This is a genomic window from Mesorhizobium delmotii, from assembly GCF_900149755.1.
Taxonomy (GTDB): Bacteria; Pseudomonadota; Alphaproteobacteria; order Rhizobiales; family Rhizobiaceae; genus Mesorhizobium; species Mesorhizobium delmotii.
Genome location: NZ_FUIG01000057.1, coordinates 36,374 through 50,745, shown reverse-complemented (window position 1 = coordinate 50,745; position 14,372 = coordinate 36,374). Strand labels below are relative to the sequence as shown.

16 protein-coding genes are annotated in these 14,372 nt (G+C 62.2%); 8 read left to right on the top strand and 8 right to left on the bottom strand.

The genetic code is table 11. The annotated features are described in order from the left end of the window. The first annotated feature begins 112 nt into the window (after nucleotides 1–112). From gatB to BQ8482_RS30880, 3 genes are all read left to right on the top strand, one after another. Nucleotides 113–1,612 (top strand): Asp-tRNA(Asn)/Glu-tRNA(Gln) amidotransferase subunit GatB, encoded by a 1,500-nt coding sequence (gene gatB / locus BQ8482_RS30890; protein WP_123151047.1) that lies wholly within the window; start codon nucleotides 113–115, stop codon nucleotides 1,610–1,612. A 4-nt stretch (nucleotides 1,613–1,616) separates the two neighbouring features. Further along, entirely contained in the window at nucleotides 1,617–2,105 is a 489-nt protein-coding gene (locus BQ8482_RS30885) for a GNAT family N-acetyltransferase (protein ID WP_123151107.1), read from the top strand. A 255-nt stretch (nucleotides 2,106–2,360) separates the two neighbouring features. Next, the gene (locus BQ8482_RS30880; protein WP_123151046.1) at nucleotides 2,361–2,813 is read left to right on the top strand and encodes a phasin; all 453 of its coding nucleotides are present in this window, start codon (nucleotides 2,361–2,363) and stop codon (nucleotides 2,811–2,813) included. Between the two features lie 109 nt (nucleotides 2,814–2,922). On the opposite strand, the gene panC is transcribed toward BQ8482_RS30880, so the two are convergent. Together panC and panB are read right to left on the bottom strand one after the other, a co-directional pair. Then, a complete protein-coding gene (panC, locus tag BQ8482_RS30875) occupies nucleotides 2,923–3,774 on the bottom strand; it encodes a pantoate--beta-alanine ligase (protein WP_123151045.1) in 852 nt (283 codons plus the stop codon). A 63-nt stretch (nucleotides 3,775–3,837) separates the two neighbouring features. Further along, a complete protein-coding gene (gene panB / locus BQ8482_RS30870; RefSeq protein WP_123151044.1) occupies nucleotides 3,838–4,680 on the bottom strand; it encodes a 3-methyl-2-oxobutanoate hydroxymethyltransferase in 843 nt (280 codons plus the stop codon). Between the two features lie 241 nt (nucleotides 4,681–4,921). Here panB and BQ8482_RS30865 point away from each other — a divergent pair, with 241 nt between their 5' ends. From BQ8482_RS30865 to BQ8482_RS30855, 3 genes are all read left to right on the top strand, one after another. After that, nucleotides 4,922–5,320, top strand: coding sequence for an NADH:ubiquinone oxidoreductase subunit NDUFA12 (locus BQ8482_RS30865; protein ID WP_123151043.1), 399 nt, complete (start codon nucleotides 4,922–4,924; stop codon nucleotides 5,318–5,320). Nucleotides 5,321–5,446: 126 nt separating this feature from the next. Further along, a complete protein-coding gene (locus tag BQ8482_RS30860) occupies nucleotides 5,447–5,995 on the top strand; it encodes a DUF2155 domain-containing protein (protein ID WP_123151042.1) in 549 nt (182 codons plus the stop codon). 216 nt (nucleotides 5,996–6,211) lie between these two features. Next, nucleotides 6,212–6,580: a hypothetical protein gene (locus BQ8482_RS30855; protein ID WP_095492024.1), complete on the top strand. Its 369-nt coding sequence runs from the start codon at nucleotides 6,212–6,214 to the stop codon at nucleotides 6,578–6,580. Between the two features lie 12 nt (nucleotides 6,581–6,592). Here the strand turns inward: BQ8482_RS30855 and aat are convergent, their stop codons facing one another. From aat to BQ8482_RS30825, 6 genes are all read right to left on the bottom strand, one after another. Next, a complete protein-coding gene (aat, locus tag BQ8482_RS30850; protein ID WP_095492025.1) occupies nucleotides 6,593–7,210 on the bottom strand; it encodes a leucyl/phenylalanyl-tRNA--protein transferase in 618 nt (205 codons plus the stop codon). 29 nt (nucleotides 7,211–7,239) lie between these two features. Beyond that, a complete protein-coding gene (gene accC / locus BQ8482_RS30845; RefSeq protein WP_123151041.1) occupies nucleotides 7,240–8,583 on the bottom strand; it encodes an acetyl-CoA carboxylase biotin carboxylase subunit in 1,344 nt (447 codons plus the stop codon). Between the two features lie 19 nt (nucleotides 8,584–8,602). Further along, entirely contained in the window at nucleotides 8,603–9,061 is a 459-nt protein-coding gene (accB, locus tag BQ8482_RS30840; protein ID WP_123151040.1) for an acetyl-CoA carboxylase biotin carboxyl carrier protein, read from the bottom strand. A 26-nt stretch (nucleotides 9,062–9,087) separates the two neighbouring features. Next, nucleotides 9,088–9,522, bottom strand: coding sequence for a type II 3-dehydroquinate dehydratase (gene aroQ, locus BQ8482_RS30835; RefSeq protein WP_123151039.1), 435 nt, complete (start codon nucleotides 9,520–9,522; stop codon nucleotides 9,088–9,090). 214 nt (nucleotides 9,523–9,736) lie between these two features. Further along, on the bottom strand, nucleotides 9,737–10,540 hold the full coding sequence (locus BQ8482_RS30830; RefSeq protein WP_123151038.1) for a DsbA family protein: 804 nt from the start codon (nucleotides 10,538–10,540) through the stop codon (nucleotides 9,737–9,739). Nucleotides 10,541–10,627: 87 nt separating this feature from the next. Next, complete coding sequence (locus tag BQ8482_RS30825; protein ID WP_123151037.1) at nucleotides 10,628–12,022, bottom strand: M48 family metalloprotease; 1,395 nt, start codon at nucleotides 12,020–12,022, stop codon at nucleotides 10,628–10,630. A gap of 180 nt (nucleotides 12,023–12,202) precedes the next feature. Here BQ8482_RS30825 and BQ8482_RS30820 point away from each other — a divergent pair, with 180 nt between their 5' ends. Together BQ8482_RS30820 and BQ8482_RS30815 are read left to right on the top strand one after the other, a co-directional pair. Beyond that, nucleotides 12,203–13,351 (top strand): pyridoxal phosphate-dependent aminotransferase, encoded by a 1,149-nt coding sequence (locus BQ8482_RS30820; protein ID WP_123151036.1) that lies wholly within the window; start codon nucleotides 12,203–12,205, stop codon nucleotides 13,349–13,351. Nucleotides 13,352–13,356: 5 nt separating this feature from the next. Next, nucleotides 13,357–14,286, top strand: coding sequence for a glutaminase (locus tag BQ8482_RS30815; RefSeq protein ID WP_165848789.1), 930 nt, complete (start codon nucleotides 13,357–13,359; stop codon nucleotides 14,284–14,286). Nucleotides 14,287–14,372: the final 86 nt, after the last annotated feature.

Sequence of the window (14,372 nt, the reverse complement as noted above, 5' to 3'; positions counted from 1 at the left end):
GGCTTTGCGCTTGTCTCTTTTTGTGGTTTGCACTAGCGAGTGACTTTCACGTCCGAGGTGACGGAATTCACGTTGGGAAGTGAATTCCGTCGCCGATAACTCGCAGGCCACTATGACCCTCATCGACACCCGCACGCCCGACCCCAAACGCCTGATATCAGGCGCCACCGGCGACTGGGAGATCATCATCGGCCTTGAGGTGCACGCGCAGGTGACCTCGCAAGCAAAGCTGTTCTCCGGCGCCTCGACGGCTTTCGGCGCGCCGCCAAACGCCAATGTCAGCCTCGTCGATGCGGCGATGCCAGGCATGCTGCCGGTCATCAACGAGGAATGCGTCAAGCAGGCGATCCGCACCGGCCTCGGACTGAAGGCCGAGATCAACCACAAGTCGGTCTTCGACCGGAAAAATTATTTTTATCCCGACCTGCCGCAGGGCTACCAGATCTCGCAGTTCAAGCAGCCGATCGTCGGCGAGGGCAAGGTGATCGTCTCCGTCGGCCCGGACCGGCAGGGCGAGTTCGAGGATATCGAGGTCGGCATCGAGCGCCTGCACCTGGAGCAGGATGCCGGCAAGTCGATGCACGACCAGCATGCGACGATGTCCTATGTCGACCTCAACCGCTCCGGCGTGGCGCTGATGGAGATCGTCTCCAAGCCCGACATGCGCTCCGCCGACGAGGCCAAGGCCTATGTCACCAAGCTGCGCACCATCGTGCGCTATCTCGGCACCTGCGACGGCAATATGGACGAAGGCTCGCTGCGCGCCGACGTCAACGTCTCGGTGCGCCGGCCCGGCGGCGAATTCGGCACCCGCTGCGAGATCAAAAACGTCAACTCGATCCGCTTCATCGGCCAGGCCATCGACTACGAGGCGCGCCGCCAGATCGCCATCATCGAGGACGGCGGCAAGATCGATCAGGAAACGCGGCTGTTCGACCCCAACAAGGGGGAGACGCGCTCGATGCGTTCCAAGGAAGAAGCGCACGACTACCGCTATTTCCCGGATCCCGATCTTCTGCCGCTCGAATTCGACCAGGCCTATGTCGATGCGCTGGCAAAAAATCTGCCAGAACTGCCTGACGCCAAGAAGGCGCGTCTGATCTCCTCGCTCGGACTGTCGACTTACGACGCCTCGATCCTGGTGTCGGAAAAGGCGGTCGCCGACTATTTCGAGAAGGTCGCCGCTGGTCGCGACGGCAAGCTCGCCGCCAATTGGGTCATCAACGATCTGCTGGGTGCGTTGAACAGAGCCGGCAAGGGTATTGAAAATGCTCCGGTTTCGCCCGATCAGCTTGGCGCGGTCATCGACCTGATCAAGGAGGGCACCATCTCCGGCAAGATCGCCAAGGATCTGTTCGAGATCGTCTGGAACGAGGGCGGCGATCCGCGCCAGCTGGTCGAAAGCCGCGGCATGAAGCAGGTCACCGACACCGGCGCCATCGAAACGGCGGTCGACGAGGTGATATCAGCCAATCCGGACAAGGTCGAGCAGGCGCGCGCCAAGCCGAGCATGGCCGGCTGGTTCGTCGGCCAGGTGATGAAGGCGACAGGCGGCAAGGCCAACCCGCAAGCAGTTAACGACCTCGTCAAGGCCAAGCTCGGGATCGACTAGGATGATGTTCGTTCGCACCGCTGGCGAGCGCGATCTTGCCGCGGTCCGCGCGCTGCTGGTCGAAACCTGGCACGCAACCTACGATAGTATTTATGGTGCTGCCAAAGTCACCGAGATCACTGATGAATGGCATTCGATCGCCTCGCTCAAGGCGCGGCTGACGCGACCGAATTCCGAATTCCTGGTCGCAGACGACGGCAAGCGCATCGGCGGCATGGCTTTCGCCGCAGCCACCACCGATGCGAAGATCATCATGCTGAACCAGCTCTACGTGCATCCGGCCTGCCAGAGGCAGGGGATTGGCCAGGCCTTGCTGGAAGAGGTCGAAGCCAGCTTTCCGGAGGCGCGGACGCTGCGTGTCGAAGTTGAAGAGGCAAACGCTCAGGCCGTCGCCTTCTACCGCTCGAATGGGTTTTTGCCGGCCGGCAACACCGCCGATTGCGGCGGTGGTTCAGGGCTGCCAGCGCTGATTTTCGAGAAGACGATCGGCTAGATTTATCTGCCCTAGCAGGTCGCCGTCAGTTGCGTTTCATGAGCAGCTGCGAGGGTCGGTTGCGGGCGCCGAATTGAATTACGTGACAGTGCACACGCCCGCAGGCACGAATTCAGCAGTGGCTAACGCTGAGGCAAAAAAGGCATGGTGCGACGCACAAAAATATTGCAATGCACTGCAGATGCCGTAACGTCATGGTCCTAGATGAACGAGACGGCTTTTCAAAAAGGCCGCCCACCGCAAAGGATGGAAACTATGACCAAGACCGCCGATAAAACTGCTGAAATCACCGAGAACGCAAAAGTCTCGACCGAGGCAACCGATCAGATCCTCGCTGTCGCCGAAAAGGGCGTCGAGCAGTCGAAAGAAGCCCTGTCAAAATTGGCGACCGGCGCCGAGGCAACCCAGAAGGCTCTTGAGTCGTCCTTCGAAACAGCCAAGACCGCCAGCAATGAGCTGTCGCTGAAGACGATCGCCGCGCTGCGCGCAAATGCTGAGGCCAGCTTTGCGCACCTCGAAGCCCTGGTAGCCGTGAAATCGCCCTCCGAGTTCATCGAACTGCAGACTGACTTCTTGCGCAAGCAGGTGGAAAAGACCGTCGAGCAGAGCAAGGAGTTTCAGGCGGCGGCGACGAAAGCCGCCGAAGACGTATCCAAGCCGATCAAAGATGTCTACGAGAAGGCGATAAAGGAACTCAAGGTCGCCTGATTGGCCTAATGCATGTCGTTCAAAACTGCGCAGCGGTTTTGCGATAGCGACATGCATAACAACAAGAACTTGAAGCGCGTCGCATGAATCCATCCAAACGCGTCGCGCTTTAAGCGGAGGGAACTTCCACATTGTCGATGAGCCGGGTCTTGCCCAGCCAGGCGGCTGCGAGCAGGCGTCCGTCACGGTTTCGCCGCCACGGCGCGAGCGCCAGGCTCTCGCGCGCCGCGATATAGTCGACTTTGTCGAAGCCGGCCTTGACGAGCGCGCGGCCGGCCTCGGCGGTCGCGCTGCTTTCATCCGCGCCTGCCGCTAGTGCCGCCGCCGTCCGGTGCAATACGGCGTTGAGCTGGCGCGCCACCCCGAGTTCGGCTTCGCTCAGATAGGCATTGCGTGACGACATGGCGAGGCCATGTGCGTCGCGTACCGTTGGTGCGCCGATGATTTCCACCGGCAGATCGAGGTCGCGGCAGAGCTGCCTGACGACGCAAAGCTGCTGGTAGTCCTTTTCACCGAAGACCGCACAGTCGGGCAACGTCTGCAGGAAGAGCTTTGCCACGACCGTCGCGACGCCGTCGAAGAAGGTCGGCCGGAAATCCGATTCCAGCCCGGCGGCTGGCCCGCCGACGGAGATCCTGGTGGCGAAGCCGGCCGGGTACATCTCCGCGACATCAGGGATGAAGGCGAGCTGCGCGCCGGCCCCGGCCATCCGGTCGAGGTCGCGAGCGAGCTGTCGCGGATATTTGTCGAGGTCTTCGCTCGGCGCGAACTGCGTCGGGTTGACGAAGATCGAAACAACGCAGCGTTCGGCCTTTTCCAGCGCGATCCTGACCAGCGAGATATGGCCGTCATGCAGCGCACCCATGGTAGGCACCATGGCAACGCTGAGACCATCGCAACGCCAGTCGCGGATTTGCGCGCGAAGAGCGGCGACACTGTCGATGACGAGAGGCCGGCTCATGCTTTGTCCCGGCTCATTCTTTGTCCCCACTCATTCACTGTCCCCACTCATTCTTTGTCCCACTCATTCTTTGTCGTTGTCGGCTGCGGTTGAAAAGACATGGGCCGGGCCGGGGAACGTCCGGCTTCGCACCTCCGCTGCATAGCTGGCCGCCGCCTGCAATATGACGCTGCGCAGGTCGGCATATTGCTTGACGAATTTCGGCACCCGGTCGACGGTCAGGCCGACCATGTCGTCGATGACCAGGATCTGGCCGTCGCAGTCGCCGCTGGCGCCGATGCCGATGGTTGGAATGGAAATATGCCGGGTGAGGTCGGCAGCGACGGTCTCGACGGTGCCTTCGATGACCACAGAAAACGCGCCAGCCTTTTCGACCGCTTCAGCGTCGCGATAAAGCGCCGCCACATTCTCCTCGGTCCGGCCCTTGATCCTGTAGCCGCCGTCGCTTTCCACCGATTGCGGCTGCAAGCCGATATGTCCCATGACCGGAATGCCGGCAGCGACGATCGCCGCGATCTGTCGGGCAACTGTGACACCGCCCTCCAGCTTGACCGCCTGGCAGCCGGTTTCGCCGACGATCCGTCGCGCCGAGGCAACGGCTTGGCGCGGCGTTGCCTCATAGCTTCCGGCCGGCATGTCGACCACCACGCAGGCCCTGGCCGAACCTCGTATCACCGCTTGTCCATGGGCGATCATCATCTCCAGCGAGGCGCCCAGCGTGGTCTTGTGGCCATGGAGAACCATGGCGACGCTGTCGCCGACCAGAAGCAGGTCGACATGGCCGTCGAGCAGGCGAGCGACCGGGTAGGTATAGGCGGTGAGGCAGACGACCGGCACGCCGCCCTTGCGCAGGCGAATGGCGCCGGCACTGATCCGCAGTTCAGGGTCGGATGCATCCGGGGCCATCTTTTTACCTCCCTCAACCGCCAATCAGGCTGGGTACCTGCATGGGACGCGCAGAGCTTTAGAAAGACCAGGCAGCCTTGGCAAGGCATGCCTCGACAGAGGCGAAAGGCTTGCCAGGTTTGCATCGGTTTTCCGACCGCGATTTGCGTGACGCTTGCAGCAAAACCCTTGCCTTAGCGATGGCCTGACGCCATAAGCAGGCAACGGGTGCCGCCGCGAGGACTTGCCGCGAGGATTTTGGATGAAGACGTTCCTTCTGCAGTTTTTTACCTGGTGGAACAGCCAGACGCTGGGCACGCGCTTCCACACCTGGCGGCATGGCAAGAAAGTCGGGCAGGACGAGGCTGGCAACGTCTACTACGAAGGTGGTGTCGATTCGGAAGGCCGCACCCGCCGCTGGGTCATCTATCGCGACTATTCGGAAGCCTCGATGATTCCGCCCGGCTGGCATGGCTGGATGCATCACCGCGTTGATACCGCGCCGCCGAGCGAAAACTACAAGCCACGCGACTGGCAGAAACCGCATCAGCCGAACCTTACCGGAAGTGCCGCCGCCTATCGCCCCAAGGGTTCCATACTCAGCAATCAGCACCGCCCACAGGTGACGGGCGACTACGACGCCTGGACGCCGGGGTCGTAACCGCTGGTCAAGGGCGGATCGGTCCTTTATCGCCACAATTGGCGTTTAGCTGCTTGTCGATCTGACAGCAGCGACTAGCCTTGGGCGCGACAGAATCACCCCGGGCGCCAACCACCGGATCCTTGCATGAGCATTTTCAGCCGAATCTCGATAGGCGGACTGACGGTGGCCGCCGCTCTTGTCGCTTGCGCCATGGCCGCCGCACAGACGCTGGAGGCGCCAATCGAACCGGAGGCCTGGGAGGAGCCAGCGACGCCGGAGGCGCCAGCGACACCGGAGGCGCCAATGGAACCGGATGCGACAGTGGCTCCGGCGGCGCCGGCGGCACCGGAACGCATCACCAATCCCGTCGCCGAATTCGCCGGCATCGACAAGATCACCGGCCGCATCATCACCTTCGATGTCTATATCGACGAGACGGTGCAGTTCGGTGCTTTGCAGGTGACGCCGCGCATCTGCTATTCGCAGCCGCAAACCGAGGAGCCGAAGACCGATTCCTTCGTCGAGGTCGACGAGATCACGCTGGATCGCAAGATCCGCCGCATCTTCACCGGCTGGATGTTTGCCGAAAGCCCCGGTCTCAACGCCGTCGAGCACGCCGTCTACGACGTCTGGCTGAAGGGCTGCAAGCAGAAGTCGGAGGTGCCGGCACCCGACGCTGCTAAATCCAATTAATGCATGTCGCGCAAAAGTGTGCAGCGGTTTTGCGATAACGACATGCATAAAACAACAACCTAAAGCGCGTCGCATGAGGCCGGTAGAGGCCGGTCAAACGCGACGCGCTTTAGGGCGCCAGATGCGGAATCACCTGTTCGGGATCACATGCTGAGCCTTCTGGAACCGCCTTATTCTCCGTGCGTTGGTCATGGCTGGCATTACGGAGATGTCCCCATGATGGCCAACAAGAACGAACTCCTCGATCTCGAAAGAGGGTTCTGGACCGGCGACGCTGCCTATTTCAAAGCCAATGCCGACACCGAATGCCTGGTGGCCTTCCCACAGATGGCGCAAACGATGAGCAACGCCGACCTGGCCGGAACCGCGACGGACCCGAACCGCTGGCGCGATCTCGACATCGACCTCAAGGGCATCATCGAGCCGGGCAGCGACATCGTCATACTGACCTATGAGGCCCATGCCACTCGCGAGAATGGCGAGCCTTATGCGGCGCTGGTCAGCACCGGTTATGTCCATCGCGTCAATGGCTGGAAGATGATGTTCCACGCGCAGACGCCTCTTGAGCCTGCCGCAAAACACTGACCCTGGCGCAGATCACGGGAAAAAGACCGCTTCGCCCTTCAGCGCGTCAGCCAGCATCTTTTCATACTTGCCCCTTGGCACGTCGACCGCGCCGAAGCGTTTGAGGTGCTCGGTGGTGAACTGGGTGTCGAGCAGCGCAAAGCGCCGTTCCTTCAGGCGTTCGACCAGATGCACCAGGCAGACCTTCGACGCGTCCGTTTCCCTGGCGAACATGCTTTCGCCGAAGAACACCCGGCCGAGCGACACGCCGTAGAGGCCGCCAACCAGCCGACCCTCACGCCAGGCTTCGACCGAATGGCAATGGCTCATCCTATGGAGTTCGACATAGGCCTCGCGGATCGGCGCATTGATCCAGGTCGACCGGCGTTCCTCGCGCCTCTCGGCGCAGCCATCGATCGTCGCCTCGAAGTCGAAATCGAAACGGATGTCGAACAGGTTTTTCCGGATCGCCTTCCTCAGGCTTTTGGGCGTGTGAAAACCATCGAGCGGGATGATGCCGCGCGTCTCCGGCCGTACCCAGAACACTTCGGGATCGGTGGCGCTTTCGGCCATCGGGAAGACACCCGAGGCGTAGGCCTTGAGCAACAGGTCGGTCGGGATGCGATAGCCTGGCGCGTAGGGACGGGTCATCGCATCATTATATTCTATAAGTTCACGACCTAATCCTCTTTGGCCAGATATTTTTCCAGCCAGTGGATGTCATACTCGCCATTGGCGATATCGGCATTGCCGACGAGATCGCGAAACAGCGGCAGCGTCGTATTGATGCCGTCGACGACGAATTCGTCGAGTGCCCGCCGCAGCCGCATCATGCATTCGACACGGTTGCGGCCGTGCACGATCAGCTTGCCGATCAGGCTGTCGTAGTAGGGCGGGATCTTGTAGCCGGAATAGACGCCGGAATCGACACGGATGCCGAGGCCGCCCGGCGTGTGGAAGTGGGTGATCGTGCCGGGCGAGGGAGTGAAGGTGCGCGCATCCTCGGCATTGATGCGGCATTCGATGGCGTGGCCCTGGAAGCGGATGTCTTGCTGGCGCACCGAAAGCCCAGCGCCCGAGGCGACGCGGATCTGCTCGTGCACGAGGTCGATGCCGGTGATCGCCTCCGTCACCGGATGCTCGACCTGCAGGCGCGTGTTCATCTCGATGAAGTAGAATTCGCCGTTCTCGTAGAGGAATTCGATAGTGCCGGCGCCGGAATAGCCAAGATCGGCGATCGCCCTGGCGCAGACGCCGCCGATATGCGCGCGCTCCTCGGCATTGAGGGCCGGCGAGGGCGCTTCTTCCCAGACTTTCTGGTGACGGCGCTGCAGCGAGCAGTCGCGCTCGCCGAAATGCACGCCGTGGCCGGCACCGTCACCGAATACCTGCACCTCGATGTGGCGTGGCTTTTGAAGGTATTTCTCGATGTATACGGCGTCGTCGCCGAAGGCAGCACCGGCTTCCGAGCGCGCCGTCTGCAGCGCGACGACAAGATCGGCTTCGCTGCGCGCAACTTTCATGCCGCGTCCGCCGCCGCCGGCCGACGCCTTGATGATCACGGGATAGCCGATCTCGGCGGCGATGCGTTTGGCTTCCTTTTCCTCGGTGACCGCGCCGTCGGACCCGGGCACCACCGGAATACCAAGGCGCTTGGCGGTGCGCTTGGCCTCGATCTTGTCGCCCATGATGCGGATGTGATCGCCGGTCGGGCCGATGAAGGTGATGTTGTGCGCGGCGAGGATATCGGCGAATTTGGCATTCTCCGACAGGAAGCCGTAGCCCGGATGCACCGCGTCGGCGCCGGTGATCTCGCAGGCCGCGACGATCTGGTGGATGTTGAGATAGCTGTCGCGCGACGGCGGCGGCCCGATGCAGACGCTCTCGTCGGCGAGCCGCACATGCATGGCGTCGGCGTCGGCTGTCGAATGCACCACCACCGTCTGGATGCCGAGCTCCTTGCAGGCGCGCAGCACTCTCAAAGCGATTTCGCCGCGATTGGCGATGAGGATTTTCTGGAACATTTTTCGGCTGTTCCCGGCTCTACTCGATCACGACGAGCGGCATGCCGTATTCGACCGGCTGCGCATCCTCGAACAGGATCGCCGTCACCGTGCCGGCACGGGGCGAGGGGATCTGGTTCATCGTCTTCATCGCCTCGATGATCAGCAGCGTCTGGCCTTCCTTGACCTGCTGGCCGACCTCGATGAACGCCTTGGCGTCGGGCGACGGCGCCAGGTAGGCGGTGCCGACCATGGGCGAGGCGACTGCATTCTTGGACACGTCGCCCGCTGCCGGGGCGGCTGCGGCCGCCGGCTGCGCTGCCGGCGGCGCGTAGGCGGGCTGCGGTGCGGCGACCGCATGGACGGCCGGCGCCTGTCGCGACACGCGCACCTTCAAGTCACCCAGCTCGACCTCGATCTCGGTGAGGTTGGTGTCGTTCAGTATGCCCGCCAGATCGCGGATAAGCTGCTGGTCAACACCATTCTTCTTAATCGACATTTTCGAGCCTTCTGTTTGTTGGCCAGTCATAGGCGTGCGGCCAGCGCCTGCAGCGCCAGTGTGTAGCCGAGCGGCCCGAACCCGCAGATCAAGCCGACGGCGACCGGCGAGACCATGGAGACGTGGCGGAATGATTCCCGCGCATGGATGTTGGAAAGATGAACTTCGGCGACGGGCAATGGCGCGACTGAGCGGATGGCGTCGTGAATGGCGATCGAGGTGTGGCTGTAGGCGCCCGGATTGATGACGATGCCGACAGCCTTGTCGGCGGCTTCCTGTATCCAGTCGACGAGGTCGCCCTCATGGTTCGACTGACGGAAATCGATCTCGAGCCCAAGCGCCGCACCTGCCTGCTTGCAATCGTCGGCGATCGCGGCAAGCGTCTTGCCGCCATAGATGCCCGGCTCGCGCTTGCCGAGCGCGTTGAGGTTGGGACCGTTCAGGACGAAAACCGTTTTCAAAATGCCGACCTTTTTCCAGTGTGGTTTTGAATCCGAAATTCGCAATATCTTGAAGCAGCGCTTTGAACGAATTTCGGATTCAAATCCACCACATCAGCGCCGGCATCAGTCGGCGCGCCGGACCTCTATAATGGGCTTAGACGCCTGCGAAAAGAGCGCAAGTGGGTTCTTTCGCTGTCCACAATAGGCGGAAAATGCCTTGCGCCGAAACCGATCAGAGTGCGGCCTTGGCCGCCTCGATCTTCTCCGCCAGCACCTGCTGGCCGAGCGCCCCGAACACCACCTCGTTGCCGACCACATAGGAGGGCGTTCCGGTTATGGCCAGCTTGTTGGCAATGTCATAGGTCTTGGAGAGGGCCTCGGCGATCGACGGGTCCTTCATCTTCTCGCGCAGCGTCGCTTCGTCGGCGCCGAGCGAAAGCGCTACCTTGATGGCCGCTGCTTCGGTGGCGCGTCCCTGGGCGCCGAGCAGCGCGTTGTGGAACTCGCCGTATTTCTCCGGCATCATCAGGTGGAAGGCCATCGAGACGACGCTCGCCTTCTGCGAATCCGGGCCGAGGATCGGGAACTCCTTGAGCACGAAGCGCAGGTCCGGATCGGCTGTCGTCAGCGTCTTCATGTCCTCCATGGCGCGTTTGCAGTAGCCGCAATTGTAATCGTAGAACTCGACGATGGTGACCTTACCGTTCGGATTGCCGACGACGCCGTCGAAGGCCGAGTTGAAGATCTGGTCCTTGGCATCTTTGATGATGGCGAGACTGGCGAGGCGCTGCGCCTCCTTCTGCTTGGCCTCGAGCGCTTCCTGAGCCTCCAGCAGCACTTCGGGGTTCTTCAGGAGATAGTCGCGGATGATGCCTTCGACTTCGGCCCGGTCGATCTTGGTGTCGGCGGGCGCCGCCTGGGCGATCTGCACGGCATCGGCCTTTGCCGTCTGCGGACTTCCGGTCACGAACCCGAAACCCAGCATGGCGAGAGCGACCGCCACTCCCGTGGTGCCCAGCAGAATTGCCTTGTTCATCGTCCCTAATCCTCTTGCCTGGTTTCCGGCCCGATTGGTCTGACCTCGATTGGTCCGACTACATGTCGCCGCGCACGGTCGGAAGGTTCACTTTTTCTTGCCTGATGGTGCGTAGTTTATGATGTCCTGCGCGCGGATCCAGCCCGGTTCGCCGCGCTTCATTTTCATCTGCGCGCGCATTGCGAAGATCTTGGCATCCTTGTAGGCGCCGGAATAGAAATGGCCTTCGGCGGTTGCAAGATCGGCGGCCGGAATGTTGCCGAGCTCGCCATAGGCCTGCGCCAGATGGCGGTAACCGACGGCGTTTTCCCGGTCGCGCCCGAGGCCCTTGTTGATCTGCACCACCGCTTTCTCCAGGGATTCGGGCGTGCCGATGGCCATCAGCGCCTGGCCGTAGGAGACCGACAGCAACCCGGATCGCGCCGGATCGAGGCTGACCGCCTTGGCATAGGCTTCGGCGGCGGCCTTCGGTCTGTTCGCCTTCATCAGGATGTCGCCGCGCAATTCCTGGAAATAGGGGTTTTTCGGCTGTGCCTTGATCAGCGCGTTGGTCTTGGCGAGCGCGCCGGCCAGATCGCCGAAAAGATAGCTCGTCTGCGCGTCGCCATATTGCGAGGCGAGGCTGGCCGGGTTCTTGCGCATCAGCCGCGATGCGGCGGCCTTGCCTCCCATATAGGCGGCGATCTTGATGCGCATCATGTCGTGCCGCTGCTGCAGTGCCGGCGTATCGACCTTGTCGACATAGGGGCTCTGCTTGACCAGGACTTCGAGATTGGCGATGCGTTCCCGCGGCAGCGGATGGCTGATCCGGTAGGGATCGACCTGCGCCCCTGACAGCGAGAGCGCGCTCTGAAAGCGGCCGAAGGTCTTAAGCATGCCCAGGCCGGACTGACCGGTGGCATTGAGATAGGTTATCGCCGAGCGGTCGGCGGTCATCTCTTCGGTGCGCTGATAGGCGAGGATACTGCGCTGCGCCATCTCGCCGCCGCCAGCCGCGACCCCCATGCCGGCGCCGGCGAGGCCCCGGCTTTTGGTGGTGGCGCCGGCGACGATGGCGCCGGCGCCAAGCAGCGTCGCGATGATGGCCATCGTCTTGGCGCGTTCGAGCTGGTTGCGCAATTTTTGCTGGTGCCCACCGGCAATGTGGCCGGCTTCGTGTGCGATGACGCCGATGATCTCGTTGGGCGTCTCCGCCGACATCAGGGCGCCGGTGTTGATGAACAGACGGGACCCGGCAACGAAGGCGTTGAAACTCTGGTCGTTGACCAGCACGATGTCGACGCCGTCTTCCGGCAGGCCCGCGGCCCGGAAGATCGGCCGCGCATAATCGCGTACCAGCGCCTCGATCTCGGCATCGCGCACCACCGGCACGTTTTGCGCTAAGGCGCTGATGGTGCCGGTCACAGCGACCGTCGCGGCAAGCGAAAGCGTCGCGAAGGCGCGCGCTGCCCTGGCTATCGTCGATTTGGGTCGGCTAAACATGGCAGGTCCACTGGTAGACGAGCGGGCGAAGGATGAAAAGTCGGCACCGAAACTTTACCGAACTTGTGATCCTCACATCAATCGGGCATTTGTGCGGCGCGGGACGCCAAAGCTCGGCGCCGGCAGCCGACAAGTGCCGACCAAAGGGCCGACCCAAGGGCCGCCCAGGAATGAGGTCAAATGGTTGTATCGCTTTCGCGTCGCGGCGAAGTCGAGCCGTTCCACGCCATGGATATTCTGGCGGAAGCGAATCGGCTGAAGGCAAAGGGCGTGCCGGTTGTTTCCATGGCCGTTGGCCAGCCGTCCGACCCGGCGCCGGCCGGGGTCAGGCAAGCGGCGACGAATGCATTGAAGATGGGGCGCATCGGCTACACCGACGCATTGGGTCTTTCCGGCCTGCGCCAGGCCATCGCGCAGCACTATGCCGACCACTACGGGCATGCCGTTTCACCCGGCCGGATCGCCGTCACCACCGGATCGTCGGCCGCATTCAACCTGGCCTTTCTGGCGATGTTCGATCCAGGCGATTGTGTCGCCATCGCCGCACCCGGTTATCCGGCCTATCGCAACATCATGGCAGCGCTCGGCATCGAGATCGTCGAGATCGAGCTCCACGGTGATGCCTATCTCCACGCCGAACATCTGAAGGCCGCGCATCGCGAAAAGAAGCTGAAGGGTGTGTTGTTTGCCAGCCCGGCCAATCCGACCGGGGCAATTATCCCCGCCGACGAGCTGTCGGCGCTGGTGACGACGGCGCAAGAGCTCGGCATCGCCGTGATCTCCGACGAGATCTATCACCGGCTGGCTTACGCTGCGCCGGACACGACGGCGCTTGCCTACGGCCAGGACGTGACGGTGATCAATTCCTTCTCGAAATATTACTGCATGACCGGTTGGCGTATCGGCTGGATGGTGCTGCCGGAAGCATTGGTGCGGCCGGTCGAGCGCATCGCCCAGAGTCTCTACATCTCACCGCCGGAACTGTCCCAGATCGCCGCGATCGAGGCATTCAAGGCGACCGGGGAATTGGAGGCGGTGAAGGCGCGCTACGCCTGGAATCGCGAGCTTTTGATGACACGCCTGCCCGAAATCGGCTTTGCGCTGGCGGCACCGATGGACGGGGCGTTCTACGCTTTCTGCGATGTCACCAGGCACACCAACGACAGTATGGCCTTCGCGCGCAAGATGCTGGCCGAGGCGCATGTGGCGGCGACGCCCGGCCGCGATTTCGATCCGCTTCAAGGCCATCGAACCATGCGCTTTTCCTACGCCGGCAGCCACGATGAGATGGTCGAGGCGATGATGCGCCTCGAACGCTGGCTGAAGTAGCGCGAATGCCGGAACTCGAACAGGCTTTGACCGAAATTGCCGCCGAAATGGCGGAGCGCACGGATCGCGGCGAAGTCGCGACCTACATTCCACAACTCGGCAAGGTCGATCCGAAAAAGTTCGGTATCGCCGCCGTGACCAATGACGGTCGCGTGCTGATGGCGGGCGACGCCGATGAGCCGTTTTCGATCCAGAGCATTTCGAAGGTGTTCACGCTGACGTTGGCGCTCGGCAACGTCGGCGACGCGTTGTGGCAGCGTGTCGGGCGCGAGCCTTCGGGCAACCCGTTCAACTCGATCGTCCAGCTCGAGCATGAGAACGGCATTCCGCGCAATCCGTTCATCAATGCCGGCGCTATCGTCATTTCCGACATTCTGCTCGCCGGCCACCAGCCGCGCGAGGCGATCGGCGAGATCCTGCGCTTCATCCAGTTCCTGGCCGACGACGAGACCATCATCATCGACCGCGAGGTCGCGGCTTCGGAACGGGCCACCGGTTTTCGCAACTTGGCGCTTGCCAACTACATGAAATCCTTCGGCAATCTCAACCACGCGCCGGACCTGGCGCTGGGCGTCTATTTCCATCATTGCGCCATCGCCATGAGCTGCCGGCAACTGGCTTTGGCCGGCCGCTTCCTTGCCAATGGCGGCAAGAACCCGGCGACCGGCCATTCCGTTGTTTCGGCCGAGCGCGCCCGCCGCATTGGCGCGATGATGCTGACCTGCGGTCATTATGACGGCTCCGGCGATTTCGCCTTTCGCGTCGGCATCCCCGGCAAGAGCGGCGTTGGCGGCGGCATTTTGGCGATCGTGCCGGGCGTGGCTTCGCTCGCCGTCTGGTCGCCCGGCCTCAACGCCAACGGCAATTCCAGGCTGGGGTCGATTGCGCTGGAAAGGCTGGCGAAGATGATGAACTGGTCGGTCTTCGCGCCATAAAGATTTGGGGGCGCCATAGAGATTGTGAGGCTTCAGACAAGAAAATTCCCGCGCTGTCGACAGGACAGCGCGGGATTCTTTTGGTC

Coding starts and splice junctions, on each gene's coding strand:
- accC (WP_123151041.1), bottom strand. CDS start 8,583: ATGTTCCAGAAAATCCTCATCGCCAATCGCGGCGAAATCGCTTTGAGA.
- panC (WP_123151045.1), bottom strand. CDS start 3,774: ATGAGCCGGCCTCTCGTCATCGACAGTGTCGCCGCTCTTCGCGCGCAA.
- aat (WP_095492025.1), bottom strand. CDS start 7,210: ATGACCCGTCCCTACGCGCCAGGCTATCGCATCCCGACCGACCTGTTG.
- panB (WP_123151044.1), bottom strand. CDS start 4,680: ATGGCCCCGGATGCATCCGACCCTGAACTGCGGATCAGTGCCGGCGCC.
- BQ8482_RS30825 (WP_123151037.1), bottom strand. CDS start 12,022: ATGTTTAGCCGACCCAAATCGACGATAGCCAGGGCAGCGCGCGCCTTC.
- gatB (WP_123151047.1), top strand. CDS start 113: ATGACCCTCATCGACACCCGCACGCCCGACCCCAAACGCCTGATATCA.
- BQ8482_RS30880 (WP_123151046.1), top strand. CDS start 2,361: ATGACCAAGACCGCCGATAAAACTGCTGAAATCACCGAGAACGCAAAA.
- accB (WP_123151040.1), bottom strand. CDS start 9,061: ATGTCGATTAAGAAGAATGGTGTTGACCAGCAGCTTATCCGCGATCTG.
- BQ8482_RS30820 (WP_123151036.1), top strand. CDS start 12,203: ATGGTTGTATCGCTTTCGCGTCGCGGCGAAGTCGAGCCGTTCCACGCC.
- BQ8482_RS30855 (WP_095492024.1), top strand. CDS start 6,212: ATGATGGCCAACAAGAACGAACTCCTCGATCTCGAAAGAGGGTTCTGG.
- BQ8482_RS30830 (WP_123151038.1), bottom strand. CDS start 10,540: ATGAACAAGGCAATTCTGCTGGGCACCACGGGAGTGGCGGTCGCTCTC.
- BQ8482_RS30885 (WP_123151107.1), top strand. CDS start 1,617: ATGTTCGTTCGCACCGCTGGCGAGCGCGATCTTGCCGCGGTCCGCGCG.
- BQ8482_RS30815 (WP_165848789.1), top strand. CDS start 13,357: ATGCCGGAACTCGAACAGGCTTTGACCGAAATTGCCGCCGAAATGGCG.
- BQ8482_RS30860 (WP_123151042.1), top strand. CDS start 5,447: ATGAGCATTTTCAGCCGAATCTCGATAGGCGGACTGACGGTGGCCGCC.
- BQ8482_RS30865 (WP_123151043.1), top strand. CDS start 4,922: ATGAAGACGTTCCTTCTGCAGTTTTTTACCTGGTGGAACAGCCAGACG.